This window comes from Pseudomonas sp. BP01, assembly GCF_022760795.1.
Taxonomy (GTDB): domain Bacteria; phylum Pseudomonadota; class Gammaproteobacteria; order Pseudomonadales; family Pseudomonadaceae; genus Aquipseudomonas; species Aquipseudomonas putida_Q.
Window position 1 is genome coordinate 170640 of the sequence record NZ_JAFBKA010000007.1, and the last position, 19287, is coordinate 189926.

Here is a 19287-nt window from a genome sequence, read left to right on the forward strand (position 1 = left end):
GGCATCAATCAGACAGCCTCGTTGTTCTCGTCCTCGAAGGCGGCGAAGACCGGATCCTCGGTGACGATCTCTTCAGCGGCGATGAACTCGTTGGTGACGATGCCTTCGGCGATTTCACGCAGGGCAACAACGGTCGGTTTGTCGTTTTCCCACGCAACGCGTGGCTCTTTGCCGCCGGTCGCCAGCTGGCGAGCGCGCTTGGTCGAGAGCATGACCAGCTCGAAGCGGTTATCCACGTGTTCCAGGCAGTCTTCAACAGTTACGCGGGCCATGGTCTTCCTCAGTAGCAAATGCGGTGGGCGTGCAGCCCAGTAATGGGCAGGCGGACTCGATAGTATAAAAATTCACCAGCCAATAGGGAAGCGCTGTTTTGCCGGGCGGTCACCTTGAAGCCCCGTGTTTGCTTCTTCGCGGGTAAACCCGCGCCCACAGGTACCGCCTACCCTGTGGGAGCGGGTTTTCCCGCGAAAGGGCCGGACCAGACAGCCGCAATACTTGACCCCGACGATAACCTCAGAGCATCGCGCCACGCAACCGCGGCGTCAGCTCTTCGAAAAGGGTCTGCACCGAGCGCAGCGCCCGGCAATCCGGACGGGTCAGCAGCCACAGCTGGGTGTCGCAACCCGGCAGCGGTCCGCTCAGCGCATCCACGCCGGGCAGGGCGTGCACCATGTAGTCCGGCAGCGCCGCCACGCCCAGGCCGGCGGTCACCAGCTGGGCGATGGTCGACATGCCACTGCACTGGTAGCGTGGGCTTAGTCCGGGGTGCTGCTGGTTGCGCCAGACCACCGTGGGGTGGTCCTGCATCGAGTCGTCGGGGGCGATCCATGGCACGCTGATGGCCGACTCTGCCAGGCGCTCGCGCCACTGCGGCTGGCCGCAGACCACATAGGAGGTGGACCCCAGGTTGCGACCCACCAGGTGTTCCGGCGGTGTATTGGTCAGGCGCAGGGCAATGTCGGCATCGCGCCGGCTGAGGTTGGCGAAGGTGTTCGAGGTGCCCATCTCCAGCGACAAGGCCGGGTAGTTGGGCATGAACTCGGCCAGCGCCGGCAGCAGCAGGCTGTGCATCACCGCCTCGGTGCAGGTCACCCGCACCGTGCCGCTTACCACCTGCTCGCCACTGGTCATGGCAATGCGCGCCGCCTCCAGCGCCTGTTCGGCGCGCTCGGCCTGCTCGGCCAGGGCCTGGGCGGTGTCGGTCGGCAGGTAGCCCTTGCGGCTCTTGACGAACAAGGCGGTGCCCAGCGCCGACTCCAGCCGGCGGATCGAGCGGAATACCGTCGAAACGTCGACTTTGAGTAGCTCGGCGGCCTTGGCCAGCGAGCGGCCACGCTCCAGTGCCAGGACCAGGGAGAGGTCGGCGTGGGTGATCTGATATTGCATTGGTGCACGCTCTGCTTGCCGAATTGCCAATGTCTGTTGCGTCGGGGCCATTTTATAGTGAAACGGCCCCCCGGAATCAATGCGTCCGGCCGGGTAACCAATCCCCACGATGGGAAAGTGAAAAAAACAACAGCTGCAACCATCGTCGCCCGTGAGGCGCCAGCCGTATCCCCACATCGCCGCAGCACATCAAAGGATGTACACCATGACGTCGGTAACCCCGTGCGCCAGTTCTTCCAGCGAGATGAATGACTTCCTCCAGGCCCATCCGGAAACGCAGTACGTCGACCTGCTGATCTCCGACATGAATGGCGTGGTACGTGGCAAGCGCATCGAGCGGGCCAGCCTGCACAAGGTGTACGAGAAAGGCATCAACCTGCCGGCTTCGCTGTTCGCCCTGGACATCAACGGTTCCACGGTAGAGAGCACCGGCCTTGGCCTGGACATTGGCGATGCCGACCGCATCTGCTTCCCGATCCCCGGTACGCTGTCGGACGAGCCGTGGCAGAAACGCCCCACCGCCCAGCTGCTGATGACCATGCACGAGATCGAAGGCGCGCCGTTTTTCGCCGACCCGCGTGAAGTGCTGCGTCAGGTGGTGAGCAAGTTCGACGATCTGGGCCTCACCATTTGCGCGGCGTTCGAGCTGGAGTTCTACCTGATCGATCAGGACAACCTCAACGGCCGCCCGCAGCCGCCGCGCTCGCCCATTTCCGGCAAGCGTCCGCAGTCGACCCAGGTGTACCTGATCGACGACCTGGACGAATATGCCGACTGCCTGCAGGACATGCTCGAAGCGGCCAAGGAGCAGGGCCTGCCTGCCGATGCCATCGTCAAGGAAAGCGCCCCGGCGCAGTTCGAGGTCAACCTGCACCACGTGGCCGACCCGCTGAAGGCCTGCGACTACGCGATCCTGCTCAAGCGGCTGATCAAGAACGTTGCCTACGACCATGAGATGGACACCACCTTCATGGCCAAGCCCTACCCGGGCCAGGCAGGCAACGGCCTGCACGTGCATATCTCGCTGCTGGACAAGAAAACCGGCAAGAACATCTTCTCGAGCGATGACCCGCTGCAAAGCGACGCGCTGCGCCACGCCATTGGTGGTGTGCTGGAGACCATGCCGGCGTCGATGGCCTTCCTCTGCCCGAACATCAACTCCTACCGCCGCTTCGGCGCGCAGTTCTACGTGCCCAATGCCCCGAGCTGGGGCCTGGACAACCGCACCGTGGCCGTGCGCGTGCCTACCGACAGCAGCGAAAACGTGCGCCTGGAACACCGCGTGGCCGGCGCCGATGCCAACCCGTACCTGATGCTTGCGGCAATCCTTGCCGGCGTGCATCACGGCCTGACCAACAAGGTCGAGCCGGATGCCCCGATCGAGGGCAACTCCTACGAGCAGCTGGAACAGAGCCTGCCGAACAACCTGCGTGATGCCCTGCGCGCGCTGGACGACAGCGAAGTGCTCAACCAATACATCAGCCCGGACTACATCGATATCTTCGTGGCCTGCAAGGAAAGCGAGCTGGCCGAGTTCGAAGTGTCGATTTCCGACCTTGAGTACAACTGGTACCTGCACACGGTGTAAGCCCATGAGCGCAAATGCGGTCCCCTTGATCGGTGTCAGCGCCTGCCGCCAGCAGGTGGGGAAGAACTCGTCGCACACGGTAGGCGACAAGTATGTCGAGGCGGCCGGCTTTGCCGGTTTGCCGCTGATCCTGCCGGCCCGAGACGGGGGCAGCGACACGCAGGCGCTGCTGGCCCGGCTGCACGGCATTGTTTTTACCGGCTCGCCTTCAAATATCGAACCGCATCATTACAATGGCGCCCCTAGCGTAGCCGGGACCCGGCACGATCTGGCGCGCGATCGCCTGACCCTGCCGCTGCTGCAGGCAGCGATTGCCGCCGGCGTGCCGGTGTTCTGCATCTGCCGTGGCTACCAGGAACTGAATGTGGCGCTGGGCGGCAGCCTGCACCAGCGCGTGCAGGAAATGCCCGGTTACCTTGACCACCGCGAACCTGAGGACGCACCCCTGGAGGTGCAATACGGCCCTCGTCACCCTGTCGGCATCGAGCCAGGCGGGTTGTTCGAGCGCCTGGGCCTGGCGGCGCAGTTCGAGGTCAACTCGCTGCACAGCCAGGGTATCGACCGCCTGGCCCCGGGCCTGCGTGTCGAGGCGCGGGCCCCGGATGGCCTGATTGAAGCGGTGTCCATGCCTGCGGCGCCGGGCTTTGTGCTTGGCGTGCAATGGCACCCAGAGTGGCGCTTCACCGAAAACCCGGTCTCGCTGCGCCTGTTCCAGGCGTTTCGCGAGGCCTGCATTGCCTACGCGGCACGGGAGGGCGCACGGCAGGAGACATTCTGACGTCAGCCGAAGGTCTCGGATGACTGGTTCCCGGCAGCAAGCTTTCAATGAGTGAAAGCAGGCCTTGTGCGCAAGGCCTGCGAAAACAATTCCAAAATTTACGGCAAATACTCATGAGCAATTATACAGAAGCCGGCCGCCCACCCGATGTGGCGGCCGACGCAGGCAACACCCAACGCGGCAAGGGCCTGGCCAAAGGCCGCTTGGGCCTGCTGGCCAGCGTGGTGCTGGGCATTTCCACCATCGCCCCGGTCTATACCCTGACCGGCGCCCTTGGCCCGACCGTGCGCGAGGTGGGTGCCCACCTGCCAGCCGTGTTCATCGTCGGCTTCCTGCCGATGCTGCTGGTGGCCCTGGGCTACCGCGAGCTGAACTCGGCAGAGCCGGACAGCGGTACTTCGTTCACCTGGTCGGCGCGTGCCTTCGGCCCGATGATCGGCTGGATCGGCGGCTGGGGGCTGGTGGTCGCCACCACCATCGTGCTGTCGAACCTGGCGGGGGTGGCGGTCGATTTCTTCTACCTGTTCCTTGGCCAGATCACCGGCAAGCATGAACTGGCAGCGTTGGCCGACAACCTGTTGATCAACATCAGCACCTGTTGCGTGTTCATCGGCCTGGCCGTGTGGATCTGCTGTCGCGGCATCGCCACCACCATGACCGTGCAGTACGGCCTGGTGGCCCTGCAGTTGCTGGTGCTGATCGGCTTTGCCTTTGCCGCCTTCGGCGGCACCACTGCGCCGCCACCGCTGGCGTTCGATTTCGCCTGGTTCAACCCGTTCGGTGTCGAGTCGTTCTCGGCCTTTGCCGCCGGGCTGTCGCTGTCTATCTTCATCTTCTGGGGCTGGGACACGTGCCTGACCGTCAGCGAAGAGTCGGTGGGCAGCGAAGAAGTGCCAGGCAAGGCCGCCACCTGGACGGTGATGTTGATCCTCGGGCTGTACCTGTTCACCGCCATCGCCACTCTACAGTTTGCCGGTATCAGCGAAACCGGGCTGGGCCTGAACAACCCACGCATCCAGGAGAACGTCTTCGCCCACCTGGCCGGCCCGGTCATGGGGCCGCTGGCAATCCTGATGTCCATCGCCGTGCTGGCCAGCACCGCGGCGTCGCTGCAGTCCACCTTCGTGGCGCCGGCGCGCACCCTGTTGGCCATGGGTTACTACGGTGCGGTACCGCAGAAGTTCGCCAGCGTCTGTCCGCGTTCGCAAACCCCGCGCTACGCCACCATTTGCGCCGGCCTGGCAGCAGGCCTGTTCTACGTGACCATGCGTACCCTGAGCGAGAACGTGCTGGCGGATACCATCACCGCGCTAGGCATGATGATCTGCTTCTACTATTCGCTGACCGCGTTCGCCTGTGTCTGGTATTTCCGCGACAGCCTGTTTGACAGCGTGCGCCACTTCATCATGCGCGGCCTGTGCCCGCTGGTCGGTGGGGTGATCTTGTCGGTGATCTTCGCGCGTACCGCCATCGACAGCGCCTCGCCGGACTTCGGCAGTGGCTCGCATGTGGGCGGGCTGGGGCTGGTATTCGTGATTGCCGCGATCATCTCGGTGCTCGGCATCGGGCTGATGATGCTGTCGCGCATGCGGGCGCCGGCTTACTTCCTGGGGGCCACCCTGCGTCAGCAGGCTACCCTGCCTTTGCAGGAATAAAGCGGGGGGGCGCTTTGCGCCCCTTTCGCGGCACAAGGCCGCTCCTACAAAGGCACGGCGTACGCTGTCAAATGTAGGAGCGGCCTTGTGTCGCGAAAGGGCTGCAAAGCAGCCCCGTGCGGTATCTCAGGAGAGCAGTTCTTTCAGCAGCCCGCTGTTGCGCTGTTGCTGCTTCTTCAGCAGCAGGCGATTCGAGCGGAACACCGCTTTCAAGTCTTCCAGCGCCGCGTCGAAATCATCATTGATGATCACGTAGTCATACTCGTCGTAGTGCACCATCTCGCTGACCGCTTCCTTCATGCGCCCGGCGATGATCGCTTCGCTATCCTGCCCGCGGCCGTCCAGGCGCTGACGAAGCGCTTCCTGGCTTGGCGGCAGGATGAACACCGACAACGCCTGCGGCATCAGCTTGCGCACCTGCTGGGCGCCTTGCCAGTCGATCTCCAGGATCAGGTCATAGCCCTGGTCCAGGGTCTGCTGCAGCGCGCTGCGCGAGGTGCCGTAGAAGTTGCCGAACACTTCGGCATGCTCCAGGAAGTCGCCTTGCTGGATCAGCGCCTTGAACTCCTCGTGGACCACGAAGTGGTAGTTCACCCCGTGTTCCTCGCCCGGGCGCATGGCGCGGGTGGTGTGCGAGACCGAGACGCGGATTTGCTGGTCGTCCTTGGTCAGGGCCGTTACCAGGCTGGTCTTGCCGGCGCCCGAAGGTGCCGAAACGATGTAGAGGGTGCCGCTGCTGTGGTTCATGGTCGGGGTGGCCTTACTCGATGTTCTGTACTTGTTCACGCATCTGTTCGATCAATACCTTCAGGTTGACCGCCGCTTGCGTACTGCGTGGGTCGAAGGCCTTGGAGCCCAGGGTGTTGGCTTCGCGGTTGAGTTCCTGCATCAGGAAGTCCAGGCGCCGGCCGGCAGCACCGCCACCCTTGAGCACCCTGCGTACTTCGGTGACATGGGTGCTGAGGCGGTCGAGTTCCTCGGCCACGTCGCTCTTCTGGGCCAGCAGCACCATTTCCTGCTCCAGGCGCTGCGGGTCGAGTTCGGCCTGCATGTCGCCGAAACGGTCGAGAATCTTCTGCCGCTGCGCTGCCAGCATCTGCGGCACCAGGGCGCGCAGGGTGGTGACTTCGCTGGTCATGTTATCCAGGCGCTCGTTGATCAGCCGGGCCAGTTCCTGGCCTTCGCGCTGGCGGCCGGCCTTGAGTTCGGCCAGTGCTTCGTCGAACAGGGCCATGGCTTCGGCGTTCAGCGCCTGGGGGTCACTGGTGTCGGCCACCAGCACACCCGGCCACGACAGCACTTCCAGCGGGTTCAGCGGTGCCGGCTGCTTGATCAGGCCGGCCACTTCCTCGGCGGCAGCGACAAGCTGTGCAGCGCGCTCGCGGTCTACCTTCAGCGGCTTGCCGTTGCTGTCTTCATTGAGGCGCAGGGTGCATTCCACCTTGCCCCGCGAAAGGCCCTGGCGCAGGCCTTCACGCACGGCGCCTTCGAGGTCGCGCAGCGCTTCGGGCAGGCGCAGGTGGGGTTCCAGGTAACGGTGGTTGACCGAACGCAGCTCCCAGATCAGGGTGCCTTGGCTGCCGGCGCGCTCGACACGAGCAAAAGCGGTCATGCTGTGCACCATGGGGAGTACCTCGCGTAGATGAATGAACGGTGGGAGCCTCTCGGCTGCAAGGCGCAGGATTGTAGCGCAGTGGGGCCTCGGCGCCCAATCCACCTATGTTACAGAGGGGTGGCCATGGCAGCAGGAAAAGGCGACGGGCTGTGCCGGGCGCGACAATAGGCATGTCTTCCCCGCGCTGCGGGCTCTATAATGCTCGGCAGATTCAAAGTCCCAGTACAGGTATCCCAGATGAAACGTCCAAGTGGTCGCGCCGCCGATCAGCTCCGCTCGATCCGCATCACCCGCAACTACACCAAGCACGCCGAAGGGTCGGTACTGGTCGAGTTCGGTGACACCAAGGTCATTTGCACGGTCAGCGTGGAAAACGGTGTGCCGCGCTTCCTCAAAGGCCAGGGCCAAGGTTGGCTGACCGCCGAGTACGGCATGCTGCCGCGCGCCACCGGTGAGCGTAACCAGCGCGAAGCCAGCCGTGGCAAGCAGGGTGGCCGCACCCTGGAAATCCAGCGCCTGATCGGCCGTTCGCTGCGCGCCGCGCTGGACATGAGCAAGCTGGGTGACATCACCCTGTATGTCGACTGCGACGTGATCCAGGCCGATGGCGGCACCCGTACAGCGTCCATCACCGGTGCCATGGTCGCCCTGTGCGACGCCCTGGCAGTGATCAAGAAACGTGGTGGCCTCAAAGGTGGCAACCCGCTCAAGCACATGATCGCTGCCGTGTCGGTGGGCATGTACCAGGGCGAAGCCGTGCTCGACCTGGACTACCCGGAAGACTCCGCTGCCGAAACCGACCTGAACGTGGTGATGACCAGCGCCGGTGGCTTCATCGAAGTGCAGGGCACCGCCGAAGGCGCACCGTTCCAGCCGGAAGACTTCAACGCCATGCTGGCGCTGGCGCAAAAAGGCATGAACGATATCTTCGAGCTGCAGCAGGCCGCTCTGGCTGACTGACTGTTCCTGTAGATACGAAAAAGCCGACATCAATGTCGGCTTTTTCGTATCTGAACAGCAATCAGATGGTCAACGTCCAGTCATAGTCGACGATCAGCGGCGCATGCTGGGAGAAGCGCGGCTGACGCGGCAGGCGGGCATTGCGCACAAAGCGGCGCAGGCCCGGCGTGAGGATCTGGTAGTCGAACCGGTAGCCCAGGTTGAGCATCTCGGCCTGCTCGTTGTCCGGCCACCAGCTGTACTGGTCACCTTCACGGCTGACTTCGCGCAGGGCATCGACGTAACCCATCTCGCCGGTGATCGCATCCATCCAGGCGCGTTCCGGCGCCAGGAAGCCCGGCGACTGCTGGCTGTCACGCCAGTTCTTGATGTCGAGCTTCTGCTGCGCCACGTAGAACGAGCCGCAATAGATGTATTCGCGACGCTTGCGACGCTGTTTGTCCAGGTACTTGGCGAAGTCGTCCATCAACTTGAACTTCTGGTTCAAGTCTTCGTCGCCGTTCATGCCCGAAGGCAGCAGCAGGCTGGCAATACTGACTTTGTCGAAATCTGCTTGCAGGTAACGCCCGTAGCGGTCGGCTGTCTCGAAGCCCAGGCCGGTGATGACTGCCTTGGGCTGCATGCGCGAGTAAAGGGCCACACCACCTTGGGCAGGCACCTCCGCGTCGCAGGCATAAAGGAAATAGCCATCGAGCTGGAAAGCTGGGTCATCGAGTTCAAAGGCCGAGGCGCGGGTATCCTGAAGGCAGATGACGTCGGCATTCTGGGCTTGTAGCCAGCTGAGCAAACCACGCTCGGCCGCAGCCTGAATGCCATTTACGTTCACACTGATGATCCGCATAAATGGCCCCAAAAATCTCGTGCGTGTATGATACCCGAGCTCAACCCATTTAGCTAAATCCGTGGTGTCCGGGACTATTCATGCAGCCGTATCAGCGCGACTTTATCCGTTTTGCCATCGATCGCGGGGTACTGCGTTTCGGTGAATTCACCCTGAAATCGGGCCGTACCAGCCCGTATTTCTTCAATGCCGGCCTGTTCAACACCGGTTCCGCATTGGCCGAGCTGGGGCGGTGCTATGCCGCAGCCATCGTCGACAGCAAGATCCCGTTCGACGTGCTGTTCGGCCCGGCCTACAAGGGTATCCCTTTGGCGGCGACCACCGCCGTGGCCCTTGCCGATCAGCATCAGCTCGACGTGCCATGGTGCTTCAACCGCAAGGAAGCCAAGGACCACGGCGAAGGCGGCAGCCTGGTCGGCGCGCCGCTGGCCGGTGATGTGCTGATCATCGACGACGTGATCACCGCCGGCACCGCCATCCGCGAGGTCATGCAGATCATCAACGCCCAGCAGGCCAAGGCCGCCGGCGTGCTGATCGCCCTGAACCGCGAAGAGCGTGGCAATGGCGAACTGTCGGCGATCCAGGAAGTGGAACGCGACTTCGGTATCCCGGTGGTCAGCATCGTTTCGCTGACCCAGGTGCTGGAGTTCCTGGCCGATGACCCACAGCTGAAGCAGCACCTGCCAGCTGTCGAGGCTTACCGGGCGCAGTACGGGATCTGATCCTGGCCTGGCAATGAAAAAGGCGACCCTTCATGAGGGTCGCCTTTTTTTGTGCTGCCAGTTCCGGCCTCATCGCCGGCAAGCCAGCTCCCACAGGATTTTCATAGCCCTCAAAGGCTGCGCTGTACCTGTGGGAGCTGGCTTGCCGGCGATGGGGCCGGGACAGGTTAACGATCAGCGTGGTTTGCGATTGGTAATCAGGGTACCCACGCCGCTGTCGGTGAAGATCTCCAGCAGCACCGCGTTCGGTACGCGGCCGTCGATGATGTGCGAGCTGTTCACGCCGCCCTGCACCGCATCCAGTGCGCACTTGATCTTCGGCAGCATGCCGCCGTAGATGGTGCCGTCGGCGATCAGTTCGTTTACCTGCTCGGTGGTCAGGCCGGTCAGTACCTGGCCTTGCTTGTCCATCAGGCCGGCGATGTTGGTCAGCAGCATCAGCTTCTCGGCTTTCAGCGCCTCGGCTACCTTGCCCGCCACCAGGTCGGCGTTGATGTTGTACGACTCACCGTTGGCGCCCACGCCGATCGGCGCGATCACCGGGATGAAGTCACCCTTCACCAGCATGTTCAGCAGGTCAGTGTTTACGCTCACCACTTCGCCGACGTGGCCGATGTCGATGATTTCCGGGGTGGTCATCTCGGGCGTCTGGCGGCTGACGGTCAGCTTGCGGGCGCGGATCAGCTCCGCGTCCTTGCCGGTCAGGCCGATGGCGCTGCCGCCGTGGCGGTTGATCAGGTTGACGATGTCCTTGTTGACCTGCCCACCCAGCACCATCTCGACCACGTCCATGGTCGCCGAGTCGGTGACGCGCATGCCGTCGATGAAGTGGCTTTCGATCGACAGGCGCTTGAGCAGGTCGCCGATCTGCGGGCCACCACCGTGGACCACCACCGGGTTGATGCCCACAGCCTTCATCAGCACGATGTCACGGGCGAAGCCTGTTTTCAGCTCCTCGCTTTCCATCGCGTTGCCGCCGTACTTGATCACCAGGGTCTTGCCGACAAAGCGGCGGATGTAAGGCAGTGCTTCGGACAAAACCTCGGCTACATGGGAAGCGGCATCGCGATCGAGGGTCATGCAGGGCTCCTGTAAGGAACAGATAGTCGGTCAGAACGGCAGTTGCAGCTCAGGCTCAACCCGCAGCAACTGGGTACGGAATACATCCTTGATACGTTGCAATTCGGCGTCGCTGTCGGCCTCGAAGCGCAGCACCAGCACCGGCGTGGTGTTGGAGGCGCGAACCAGGCCCCAGCCGTGGGGGTAGTCGACCCGCACACCGTCGATGGTGGTCAGGCTGGCTTCGCCCCAGTCGGCGTCGCGTTGCAGTGCATCAATGATGCTGAATTTACCCTCGTCGGTCACATCAATATTGATTTCCGGCGTGGAAATATCGTTCGGGAAGGCGGCAAACAGGTTTTCGGCGCTCTGCCCGGCCTTGCTAAGGATCTCCAGCAGGCGCGCAGCGCTGTAGATGCCGTCGTCAAAACCGTACCAGCGTTCCTTGATGAAGATGTGACCGCTCATCTCGCCGGCCAGCAGTGAGCCGGTCTGTTTCATCTTCTTCTTGATCAACGAATGACCGGTCTTCCACATCAGCGCACGGCCGCCATGCTGTTCGATCAGCGGGGTCAGGCGACGGGTGCATTTGACGTCGAAGATGATTTCGGCGCCCGGGTTGCGCGCCAGCACGTCCTGGGCAAACAGCATCAGCAGGCGGTCTGGGTAGACGATGCTGCCGGTGTTGGTCACCACGCCGACGCGGTCGCCGTCACCGTCGAAGGCCAGGCCGATGTCGGCGCCGGTTTCCTTGACCTTGGCGATCAGGTCTTCGAGGTTTTCCGGCTTGCCCGGGTCCGGGTGGTGATTGGGGAAGTTGCCGTCGACTTCGCAGAACAGCGGGATCACTTCACAGCCCAGGGCTTCGATCAACTGCGGCGCGACCACGCCGGCAGCGCCGTTGCCGCAGTCCACCACCACTTTAAGTTTTTTGGCCAGTTTCACGTCGCTGACGATCTGCTGGAAATAACGCTCCAGGATTTCGACTTTTTCCACGCGGCCTTCGGCCAAGGTCAGGTCGTTGGTTTTCAGGCGGGTCAGCAGGGCCTGGATCTGTTCGTTGGCCAGGGTGTCGCCGGCGATGACGATCTTGAAACCGTTGTAGTCCGACGGGTTGTGGCTGCCGGTCAGCATCACGCCCGACTTGCCGGCCAGCACGTTGGCCGCGTAGTACAGCGCCGGGGTGGGCACCAGGCCGACGTCGCTGACATGGCAACCGGCGTCAACCAGGCCCTTGATCAGCTGCTCGACTAGCATCGGGCCCGACAGGCGGCCATCGCGGCCTACAGAAACCTGCGGTTCGCCCTGGGCCAGGCTCTGCGCGCCGATGGCGCGGCCGATCCAGTAGGCGGTATCGGCATGGAGGGTTTTGCCGACCACGCCGCGGATGTCATACGCGCGGAAGATGCTGTCTGGTAGTGCGGCGGGGACCAGGTGGGCCATGTCGTTCATCTCTGGAAGCTCCAATAGTCAAAGGCTTTCTGGGCAGGCGCAAACTGAACGCTTGGACGGTGCTTTCGCCAGAGAGTTCGCCATCCTTGGCCTGAACGGTCATTTGCCGGCTCAGTGGCTGCCGGAGTGACCGAAGCCGCCAGCGCCACGCTGGCTTTCATCGAACGCTTCGACGATGTCGAAGTGGGCCTGTACCACCGGGACCAGCACCAACTGGGCGATACGTTCGCCAACCGCGATGGTGAACGGCGTGTTGCCACGGTTCCAGCACGACACCATCAGCTCGCCTTGGTAGTCCGAGTCGATCAGGCCGACCAGGTTGCCCAGCACGATGCCGTGCTTATGGCCCAGGCCCGAGCGCGGCAGGATCATCGCTGCCAGGCCCGGGTCGCCGATATAGATCGACAGGCCGGTAGGGATCAGCAGGGTCTGGCCTGGCTCGAGGACGGTGTCCTCCTTGAGCAGGGCGCGCAGGTCCAGGCCGGCGGAGCCAGGGGTGGCGTAGGCTGGCAGGGGGAATTCGGTACCCAGGCGTGGGTCGAGGATCTTGGCTTGAAGAGCGTGCATGTAACTTATTGAACCTGATTGAGCCGATCGGCGATGAAGGCGACCAGTTGCCGGGCGATCTTGCCCTTGCTGGTCTGCGCGAAGAGGGTCTGGTGCTGCTGGCGGTCGATCACGGTCAAGGCGTTTTCTTCGCTGTTGAAGCCGATGCTGGGGTTGGCCACATCATTGGCGACGATCAGGTCGAGGTTCTTGTCCTTGAGCTTGCGCGTGGCGTAATCGAGCAGGTGTTCGGTTTCGGCGGCGAAGCCGACGCTGAACGGGCGGTCGTTGCGGCCAGCAATGGTGGCAAGGATATCGGGATTGCGCACCATCTGCAGCAGCATGCCGTCGCCGGTCGTAGGATCTTTCTTCAACTTTTGCGTGGCAACGACTTCCGGGCGGTAGTCCGCAACCGCCGCGGAGGCGATGAACAGGTCGCATGGCATGGCCGCTTCACAGGCCGCGAGCATGTCCCGCGCGCTGACCACGTCGATGCGGCTGACCCGGTCGGGGGTTGGCAGGTGCACAGGGCCGGTGACGAGGGTGACCCGAGCCCCGGCCTCGGCAGCCGCTTCGGCCAGGGCGAAGCCCATCTTGCCGGAGCTATGATTGGTGATGTAGCGCACCGGGTCGATGTTTTCCTGGGTCGGGCCGGCAGTGATCAGCACGTGCTTGCCGGTCAGTGCCTGGCGCTTGAAGCTTTCTGCGGCGCACCAGGCCAGGTCGGTGGCTTCGAGCATGCGGCCCAGGCCCACGTCGCCACAGGCCTGGCTGCCGGACGCCGGGCCGAACACCTGGATGCCACGGCTCTTGAGCAGTTCGAGATTGGCCTGGGTAGCCGGGTCGCGCCACATGGCCTGGTTCATGGCCGGCGCCACGGCGACGGTGGCGTCGGTGGCCAGCACCAGGGTGGTCAGCAGGTCGTCGGCCATGCCTTGGGCCATGCGCGCCATGAGGTCGGCCGTGGCCGGGGCGATCAGCACCAGGTCGGCCCACTTGGCCAGTTCGATATGGCCCATGGCCGCTTCGGCGGCGGGGTCGAGCAGGTCCATGTGCACCGGGTGGCCCGACAGCGCCTGCAGGGTCAGCGGGGTGATGAACTCGGCACCACCACGGGTCATGACGACGCGCACTTGCGCGCCGTGCTCCAGGAGACGGCGGATCAGCTCGGCGCTTTTGTAGGCGGCAATGCCGCCACCTACGCCGAGAACGATGCGCTTGCGATACAGCCGCTGCATAGGCTTGCCTTTTTCCAGTGAGAGCGGGCGGCGACGTTTGAAATTGCCTGCGGCAGTACGTCGCATGTACGAGGCGAAATAGATTAACACAGGGTCGAAATGGGCCGCAGCAAGGGCAGGGGGCGGGGATGAATATCAGGGAATGGCCGGCTGAAGAACGGCCGCGGGAGAAGTTGTTGCAGCGTGGGGCTGGCAGCCTGACCGATACGGAGTTGCTGGCTGTATTTCTCGGTTCAGGTGTGCGCGGGTGCAATGTGGTGGAGCTGTCGCGAGGCCTGCTGGTGAAGTTCGGAAGCTTGCGCCGGTTGTTGGAGGCCGACCGCGAGGCCTTCGTCGGCGAGCTTGGGCTGGGCCCGGTGAGGTACAGCCAGTTGCAGGCGCTACTGGAAATAGGGCGCAGACACCTTGCGACATCGATTGAGCGGGAATCTGCCATGGACAGTCCGGAAACGGTGCGGCGCTATTTGAAAGCGATGCTGCGACATGAGGCCAGTGAGGTGTTCGGTTGCCTGTTTCTGGATACCAAGCACAGGCCGCTGGCGTTTGAAATCTTGTTCAGGGGCACGATAGACCGGGCGAGTGTCTACCCGCGGGAGGTGGTGCGGCGGGCGTTGCTGCATAACGCGGCGGCTTTGATCCTGTGTCATAACCACCCTTCGGGCAACAACGAGCCCAGCCAGGATGATGTGCATCTGACCTTGTCGCTGAAGCGAGGGCTGGCATTGATCGATGTGCGGGTGCTGGACCACATCATCATTGGCGACGGGGAGCCGTTGTCGATGGTCGAGCATGGGTGGATTGTGGCTTAGGCCTTGGTACTGCCTGTGCTGGCCCCTTCGCGGGCAAGCCCGCGAAGGGGCCGGTGCAGGCTTACTTGGTCACCGACACCTTGCTGAAATCCAGCCGTCCGAACGGGCTCACCTGGTACCCCTCAACGCCTTGGCGCAGCAGGGTAGCCGCCGTCGGATGCGCCAGCGGCACCCACAGTGCCTGCTGCTGGATCAGCGTCTGCGCCTGTTGATACAGCCGGCTGCGCACGCTCTGGTCGTTGGTGGTGCGCCCGGCGCTGATCAGTTGGTCCAGGCGGTTGTCGCAGAAACGGGCAAAGTTGGTCCCCGACTCGACCGCAGCGCAGGAAAACTGCGGGCTGAGGAAGTTGTCCGGGTCGCCGTTGTCGCCCGCCCAGCCCATGAACAGCAGGTCATGCTCACCGGCTTTGGCGCGGCGGATCAGCTCTCCCCATTCGATCACGCGGATCTCTGCCTTGACCCCGATCTTGGCCAGGTCGGCCTGCAGCATCTGCGCGCCAAGGCTGGGGTTGGGGTTGAGCAGGCTGCCCGACGGGCGGGTCCAGATGGTGGTGCTGAAGCCATCGCCCAGGCCGGCCTTGGTCAGCAGGGCCTTGGCTTTCTTCAGGTCCAGCGGGTAGCCGGGCAGGTCTTTGGCATAGCTCCAGGTGTTGGGCGGGTAGGGGCCGTTGGCGGCCACTGCGGAGCCTTCGAACACGGCCTTGAGGTAGGCCTGCTTGTCGAAGGCCAGGTTGATGGCCTGGCGCACTTCCGGCTTGTCCAGCGGCGGGTGCTGGCTGTTGATGGCGACGAAGGCAGTCATGAATGCCGGGGTCGTGGCCACCTTGAGGTTGCCGTCCTTGCCTGCTTCGGCAATATCCAGCGGCTTGGGCGACAGGGCCACTTGGCACTCGCCACGCTTGAGCTTCTGCAGGCGCACGTTGGCATCGGTGGTAATGGCGAAGATCAGCGGGTCGACCGCGGGCTTGCCGGCGAAGTAGTCAGGGTTGGCGCGGTAGCGCACCACAGCGTCCTTCTGGAAACGCTGGAACACAAACGGCCCGGTGCCGATCGGCTGGTTGTTGAGCTTCTCTGGCGTGCCGGCCTTCAGCAGCTTGTCGGCATATTCGGCAGAGTAGATCGAGGCGAAGCCCATGCTCAGTGTGGCCAGGAATGTGGCGTCCGGGTGGCTGAGGGTAAAACGCACGGTGTTCGGCGCCGGGGCCTCGATTGCCTTGATCAGGCTGCCCAGTTGCAGCGACTGGGCATGCGGATAGCCACCCGGTGCGGTCTTGTGCCAGGCATGGGCGGGGTAGAGCATGCGCTGGAAGCTGAACAGCACGTCGTCGGCGTTCAGCTCACGGCCTGGCTTGAAGTAGGGGGTGGTGTGGAATTTCACGCCATCGCGCAGGGTGAAATCATACACCAGGCCGTCGGCCGACACCGTCCAGCTGGCTGCCAGGCTCGGCACCACCTTGCCTTGCGCCGCGTCGAACTCCACCAGGCGGTTCATCAGCACGTCGGCCGTGGCGTTGGTAGTGGTCAGCGAGTTGTACTGCACCACGTCGAAGCCTTCGGGGCTGGCTTCGCTGCAAACGCTCAGCGGCGCGGCCTGGGCTACGCCGGCAGCGAACAGAGCGCCGGCAGCGAACAGAGAGTTGAACAATAAGGAAAGGGCGGCGGCACGCATGGTGGCTCCTTGGCTGTCAGTGGCCCATCTGCCAGTGCAGTCTGGAAAACGCCTACCCTAGTGCGCCCGTCGGTAAATGACCACACCCTTTTTTACAAATCTGGCGACGAGTGGTCGACGGCCGACGGGGCCTGCCGCTATGCTGGCCTGGCGCGTTCTGGGTTGCGGCAATGTGTATCTACTGTTGTTGCAGCCAAGTCTTTCTGGTATAAAGCAGCGCTCTTTTCTAGGGGCTCGGCCTGTCGCATAAGCGGATCCGGTCGATAAGACCTCCAGAATCACGGCGCCCAGGCGCCAAAGACTGAGAGATTAAGCGGCCAACCCATGCCGGGTTGGGCATGTGGTTTTAGAGGGCTGAGTCATGTCGAGAGTCTGTCAAGTTACTGGTAAGGGTCCAGTAACCGGGAACAACATTTCCCACGCAAACAACAAAACCCGTCGTCGTTTCCTGCCGAACCTGCAGCACCACCGTTTCTGGGTTGAATCCGAGAAGCGTTTCGTGCGTCTGCGCGTTTCCGCCAAGGGCATGCGTATCATCGACAAGCGCGGCATCGACGCCGTTCTGGTTGACATCCGTAAAGCTGGCGCCAAGGTTTAAGGGAGAACATCATGCGTGAATTGATCCGTCTGGTTTCGAGTGCCGGTACCGGCCACTTCTACACCACCGACAAGAACAAGCGCACCACCCCGGACAAAATCGAGATCAAGAAATATGATCCGGTTGTTCGCAAGCACGTGGTGTACAAGGAAGCCAAGATCAAGTAATTGATCGGCGACCTGAAAAAAACCCGCTTCCGAAAGGACGCGGGTTTTTTTATGTCTGTCAGGGCGTCCTCGCGGGCCTTACTTCTGCTCGAACATCACATAGATCTTGCGGCAAGGTTCCAGCACTTCCCAGGTGCCCGTGAACCCGGCAGGGATGACAAACCGATCACCGGCACGCAGGGTCTTGGCCCCGCTATCCTGGTCGCGCAGCACCGAAACGCCCTGGACGATTTCGCAATACTCATGCTCGGTGTAGTTCACCGTCCACTGGCCCACTTCGCCTTCCCAAACGCCAGCGGCAAACTGCCCGCAAGGGCTGGAGTAGTGGTTGTAGACCGCCTGGTCTGGCTCGCCCTTGAGGATTTTTTCCGCCGCCGGGCGGTAGCGTTCGGCCTCGGTGATGACCTGCGCGAAGTCGATGATGCTGTCGATTCTCATGGTGCGGCTCCTGTTGTTGTTTAATAAAATGAACATCAGTAGGCTTTTGAGCCTTTCGTGTCAAATATATTGATAGTTTACACCGGCTGGTTTAGGGTATCGCTTGCCAGTGTGCGCTCGTCGCCCGGCCAGAATTCTGACAACGCCTGTGAGTCCTCAGTGCGGCGTTGCACCTAAACAAGAGGAGGAGTTTCGTATGACTACCCTGACCCGTGCGGACTGGGAACAACGTGCCCAGCAACTGAAGATCGAAGGCCGCGCCTTCATCAACGGCGAATACACCGATGCCGCATCCGGTGAAACCTTCGAGTGCCTGAGCCCGGTCGACGGACGCTTCCTGGCCAAGGTTGCCAGCTGCGACCTGGCCGATGCCAATCGCGCTGTGGAAAACGCCCGCGCCACCTTCAACGCCGGCGTGTGGTCGCAACTGGCCCCGGCCAAGCGCAAGGCCAAGCTGATCCGCTTCGCCGACCTGCTGCGCAAGAACGTCGAAGAGCTGGCGCTGCTGGAAACCCTGGACATGGGCAAGCCGATCGGCGACTCCTCCAGCATCGACATCCCGGGTGCGGCCCAGGCCATCCACTGGACCGCGGAAGCCATCGACAAGGTCTACGACGAAGTTGCCCCGACCCCTCACGACCAGCTTGGCCTGGTTACCCGCGAAGCCGTGGGTGTTGTGGGTGCCATCGTGCCGTGGAACTTCCCGCTGCTGATGGCCTGCTGGAAGCTCGGCCCGGCGCTGGCTACCGGTAACTCGGTGGTACTCAAGCCGTCCGAAAAATCGCCGCTGACTGCCATTCGCATCGCCCAACTGGCGATCGAAGCCGGTATCCCGGCTGGCGTGCTGAACGTGCTGCCAGGCTATGGCCACACCGTAGGCAAGGCCCTGGCCCTGCACATGGATGTCGACACCCTGGTGTTCACCGGTTCGACCAAGATCGCCAAGCAGCTGATGGTGTATGCGGGCGAATCGAACATGAAGCGCATCTGGCTGGAAGCCGGTGGCAAGAGCCCGAACATCGTCTTTGCCGACGCGCCGGACCTGCAAGCTGCCGCCGAGGCCGCTGCCAGCGCCATCGCCTTCAACCAGGGCGAAGTGTGCACCGCAGGCTCGCGCCTGCTGGTCGAGCGTTCGATCAAGGACAAGTTCCTGCCGATGGTGGTCGAGGCCCTGAAAGGCTGGAAACCAGGCAACCCGCTGGACCCACAGACCACGGTCGGTGCCTTGGTCGACACCCAGCAGATGAACACCGTGCTGTCGTACATCGAAGCTGGCCACAAGGACGGCGCCAAGCTGCTGGCCGGCGGCAAGCGCACCCTGGAAGAGACTGGCGGCACCTATGTCGAGCCGACCATCTTCGACGGCGTGACCAACGCCATGCGCATTGCCCAGGAAGAAATCTTCGGCCCAGTGCTGTCGGTGATTGCCTTCGACACCGCCGAAGAAGCCATCGCCATTGCCAACGACACGCCCTATGGCCTGGCGGCTGGCATCTGGACCTCGGACATCTCCAAGGCCCACAAGACCGCCCGTGCCGTGCGCGCTGGCAGCGTCTGGGTCAACCAGTACGACGGCGGCGACATGACCGCACCGTTCGGTGGCTTCAAGCAGTCGGGCAACGGCCGTGACAAGTCGCTGCATGCGCTGGAGAAATACACCGAGCTGAAGGCGACCTGGATCAAACTGTAATTTCAGGGGGCCGCGTTGCGGCCCAATCGCCGGCAAGCCAGCTCCCACAGGTTCTTCGCAGCCCTCAAGGCCTCTG

The 19287-nt window shown here is 62.9% G+C and carries 19 protein-coding genes and 1 pseudogene; 9 read left to right on the forward strand and 11 right to left on the reverse strand.

Translation table 11 applies throughout. From position 1 onward, the window contains the following. Positions 1 to 8: 8 nt before the first annotated feature. Complete coding sequence (gene rpoZ, locus JOY50_RS08990) at positions 9 to 272, reverse strand: DNA-directed RNA polymerase subunit omega (RefSeq protein ID WP_003253383.1); 264 nt, start codon at positions 270 to 272, stop codon at positions 9 to 11. A gap of 241 nt (positions 273 to 513) precedes the next feature. Continuing rightward, entirely contained in the window at positions 514 to 1386 is an 873-nt protein-coding gene (locus tag JOY50_RS08995) for a LysR family transcriptional regulator (protein WP_132846647.1), read from the reverse strand. A gap of 205 nt (positions 1387 to 1591) precedes the next feature. Between JOY50_RS08995 and JOY50_RS09000 the strand changes: the two genes are divergently transcribed. The 3 genes from JOY50_RS09000 to JOY50_RS09010 all read left to right on the forward strand — a co-directional run bounded on the left by JOY50_RS09000 (position 1592) and on the right by JOY50_RS09010 (position 5407). Next, positions 1592 to 2974 (forward strand): glutamine synthetase family protein, encoded by a 1383-nt coding sequence (locus JOY50_RS09000; RefSeq protein WP_019471050.1) that lies wholly within the window; start codon positions 1592 to 1594, stop codon positions 2972 to 2974. 4 nt (positions 2975 to 2978) lie between these two features. After that, entirely contained in the window at positions 2979 to 3752 is a 774-nt protein-coding gene (locus tag JOY50_RS09005; protein WP_019471049.1) for a gamma-glutamyl-gamma-aminobutyrate hydrolase family protein, read from the forward strand. Positions 3753 to 3865: 113 nt separating this feature from the next. Beyond that, positions 3866 to 5407 carry an APC family permease gene (locus tag JOY50_RS09010; protein ID WP_243055118.1) on the forward strand — a complete coding sequence of 514 codons (1542 nt, stop codon included), beginning with the start codon at positions 3866 to 3868 and terminating at the stop codon, positions 5405 to 5407. A gap of 126 nt (positions 5408 to 5533) precedes the next feature. Here the strand turns inward: JOY50_RS09010 and gmk are convergent, their stop codons facing one another. Both gmk and JOY50_RS09020 read right to left on the reverse strand, forming a co-directional pair. Beyond that, on the reverse strand, positions 5534 to 6154 hold the full coding sequence (gene gmk / locus JOY50_RS09015; protein ID WP_243055119.1) for a guanylate kinase: 621 nt from the start codon (positions 6152 to 6154) through the stop codon (positions 5534 to 5536). A gap of 13 nt (positions 6155 to 6167) precedes the next feature. After that, positions 6168 to 7031, reverse strand: coding sequence for a YicC/YloC family endoribonuclease (locus JOY50_RS09020; RefSeq protein WP_016489820.1), 864 nt, complete (start codon positions 7029 to 7031; stop codon positions 6168 to 6170). A 228-nt stretch (positions 7032 to 7259) separates the two neighbouring features. On the opposite strand from JOY50_RS09020, the gene rph reads away from it, so the two are divergent. After that, positions 7260 to 7982 carry a ribonuclease PH gene (gene rph, locus JOY50_RS09025; protein WP_019472532.1) on the forward strand — a complete coding sequence of 241 codons (723 nt, stop codon included), beginning with the start codon at positions 7260 to 7262 and terminating at the stop codon, positions 7980 to 7982. Positions 7983 to 8043: 61 nt separating this feature from the next. Here rph and JOY50_RS09030 read toward each other — a convergent pair whose 3' ends face one another. Next, positions 8044 to 8823, reverse strand: coding sequence for an exodeoxyribonuclease III (locus tag JOY50_RS09030; RefSeq protein WP_003253401.1), 780 nt, complete (start codon positions 8821 to 8823; stop codon positions 8044 to 8046). 80 nt (positions 8824 to 8903) lie between these two features. Here JOY50_RS09030 and pyrE point away from each other — a divergent pair, with 80 nt between their 5' ends. After that, entirely contained in the window at positions 8904 to 9545 is a 642-nt protein-coding gene (gene pyrE, locus JOY50_RS09035; RefSeq protein WP_003253405.1) for an orotate phosphoribosyltransferase, read from the forward strand. Between the two features lie 174 nt (positions 9546 to 9719). Here pyrE and argB read toward each other — a convergent pair whose 3' ends face one another. The 4 genes and pseudogenes from argB to coaBC form a co-directional block, all read right to left on the reverse strand. Continuing rightward, positions 9720 to 10625 (reverse strand): acetylglutamate kinase, encoded by a 906-nt coding sequence (argB, locus tag JOY50_RS09040; protein WP_004575216.1) that lies wholly within the window; start codon positions 10623 to 10625, stop codon positions 9720 to 9722. Positions 10626 to 10655: 30 nt separating this feature from the next. Next, a pseudogene (locus JOY50_RS09045) lies at positions 10656 to 12023 on the reverse strand (phosphomannomutase/phosphoglucomutase); the annotation flags it as partial. Positions 12024 to 12167: 144 nt separating this feature from the next. Further along, positions 12168 to 12623: a dUTP diphosphatase gene (gene dut, locus JOY50_RS09050; RefSeq protein WP_063422509.1), complete on the reverse strand. Its 456-nt coding sequence runs from the start codon at positions 12621 to 12623 to the stop codon at positions 12168 to 12170. Between the two features lie 5 nt (positions 12624 to 12628). Further along, positions 12629 to 13840, reverse strand: a complete 1212-nt coding sequence (gene coaBC, locus JOY50_RS09055) for a bifunctional phosphopantothenoylcysteine decarboxylase/phosphopantothenate--cysteine ligase CoaBC (protein ID WP_019472528.1) — start codon at positions 13838 to 13840, stop codon at positions 12629 to 12631. A 128-nt stretch (positions 13841 to 13968) separates the two neighbouring features. On the opposite strand from coaBC, the gene radC reads away from it, so the two are divergent. Continuing rightward, positions 13969 to 14649: a DNA repair protein RadC gene (radC, locus tag JOY50_RS09060; RefSeq protein ID WP_243055121.1), complete on the forward strand. Its 681-nt coding sequence runs from the start codon at positions 13969 to 13971 to the stop codon at positions 14647 to 14649. 61 nt (positions 14650 to 14710) lie between these two features. On the opposite strand, the gene JOY50_RS09065 is transcribed toward radC, so the two are convergent. Next, entirely contained in the window at positions 14711 to 16318 is a 1608-nt protein-coding gene (locus JOY50_RS09065; protein ID WP_132846643.1) for an ABC transporter substrate-binding protein, read from the reverse strand. Between the two features lie 361 nt (positions 16319 to 16679). Here JOY50_RS09065 and rpmB point away from each other — a divergent pair, with 361 nt between their 5' ends. Further along, a complete protein-coding gene (rpmB, locus tag JOY50_RS09070; protein ID WP_003253504.1) occupies positions 16680 to 16916 on the forward strand; it encodes a 50S ribosomal protein L28 in 237 nt (78 codons plus the stop codon). Positions 16917 to 16927: 11 nt separating this feature from the next. Beyond that, positions 16928 to 17083, forward strand: a complete 156-nt coding sequence (gene rpmG / locus JOY50_RS09075) for a 50S ribosomal protein L33 (protein ID WP_003253507.1) — start codon at positions 16928 to 16930, stop codon at positions 17081 to 17083. Between the two features lie 78 nt (positions 17084 to 17161). Here the strand turns inward: rpmG and JOY50_RS09080 are convergent, their stop codons facing one another. Then, on the reverse strand, positions 17162 to 17521 hold the full coding sequence (locus JOY50_RS09080; RefSeq protein WP_243055122.1) for a cupin domain-containing protein: 360 nt from the start codon (positions 17519 to 17521) through the stop codon (positions 17162 to 17164). Between the two features lie 196 nt (positions 17522 to 17717). Between JOY50_RS09080 and JOY50_RS09085 the strand changes: the two genes are divergently transcribed. Then, positions 17718 to 19211: an aldehyde dehydrogenase gene (locus JOY50_RS09085; RefSeq protein WP_019472524.1), complete on the forward strand. Its 1494-nt coding sequence runs from the start codon at positions 17718 to 17720 to the stop codon at positions 19209 to 19211. Positions 19212 to 19287 lie beyond the last annotated feature (76 nt).

Coding starts and splice junctions, on each gene's coding strand:
- JOY50_RS09000 (WP_019471050.1), top strand. CDS start 1,592: ATGACGTCGGTAACCCCGTGCGCCAGTTCTTCCAGCGAGATGAATGAC.
- rpmB (WP_003253504.1), top strand. CDS start 16,680: ATGTCGAGAGTCTGTCAAGTTACTGGTAAGGGTCCAGTAACCGGGAAC.
- rpoZ (WP_003253383.1), bottom strand. CDS start 272: ATGGCCCGCGTAACTGTTGAAGACTGCCTGGAACACGTGGATAACCGC.
- dut (WP_063422509.1), bottom strand. CDS start 12,623: ATGCACGCTCTTCAAGCCAAGATCCTCGACCCACGCCTGGGTACCGAA.
- gmk (WP_243055119.1), bottom strand. CDS start 6,154: ATGAACCACAGCAGCGGCACCCTCTACATCGTTTCGGCACCTTCGGGC.
- JOY50_RS09030 (WP_003253401.1), bottom strand. CDS start 8,823: ATGCGGATCATCAGTGTGAACGTAAATGGCATTCAGGCTGCGGCCGAG.
- JOY50_RS09020 (WP_016489820.1), bottom strand. CDS start 7,031: ATGGTGCACAGCATGACCGCTTTTGCTCGTGTCGAGCGCGCCGGCAGC.
- radC (WP_243055121.1), top strand. CDS start 13,969: ATGAATATCAGGGAATGGCCGGCTGAAGAACGGCCGCGGGAGAAGTTG.
- JOY50_RS09005 (WP_019471049.1), top strand. CDS start 2,979: ATGAGCGCAAATGCGGTCCCCTTGATCGGTGTCAGCGCCTGCCGCCAG.
- JOY50_RS09065 (WP_132846643.1), bottom strand. CDS start 16,318: ATGCGTGCCGCCGCCCTTTCCTTATTGTTCAACTCTCTGTTCGCTGCC.
- argB (WP_004575216.1), bottom strand. CDS start 10,625: ATGACCCTCGATCGCGATGCCGCTTCCCATGTAGCCGAGGTTTTGTCC.
- JOY50_RS08995 (WP_132846647.1), bottom strand. CDS start 1,386: ATGCAATATCAGATCACCCACGCCGACCTCTCCCTGGTCCTGGCACTG.
- rph (WP_019472532.1), top strand. CDS start 7,260: ATGAAACGTCCAAGTGGTCGCGCCGCCGATCAGCTCCGCTCGATCCGC.
- rpmG (WP_003253507.1), top strand. CDS start 16,928: ATGCGTGAATTGATCCGTCTGGTTTCGAGTGCCGGTACCGGCCACTTC.
- coaBC (WP_019472528.1), bottom strand. CDS start 13,840: ATGCAGCGGCTGTATCGCAAGCGCATCGTTCTCGGCGTAGGTGGCGGC.
- JOY50_RS09010 (WP_243055118.1), top strand. CDS start 3,866: ATGAGCAATTATACAGAAGCCGGCCGCCCACCCGATGTGGCGGCCGAC.
- JOY50_RS09085 (WP_019472524.1), top strand. CDS start 17,718: ATGACTACCCTGACCCGTGCGGACTGGGAACAACGTGCCCAGCAACTG.
- JOY50_RS09080 (WP_243055122.1), bottom strand. CDS start 17,521: ATGAGAATCGACAGCATCATCGACTTCGCGCAGGTCATCACCGAGGCC.
- pyrE (WP_003253405.1), top strand. CDS start 8,904: ATGCAGCCGTATCAGCGCGACTTTATCCGTTTTGCCATCGATCGCGGG.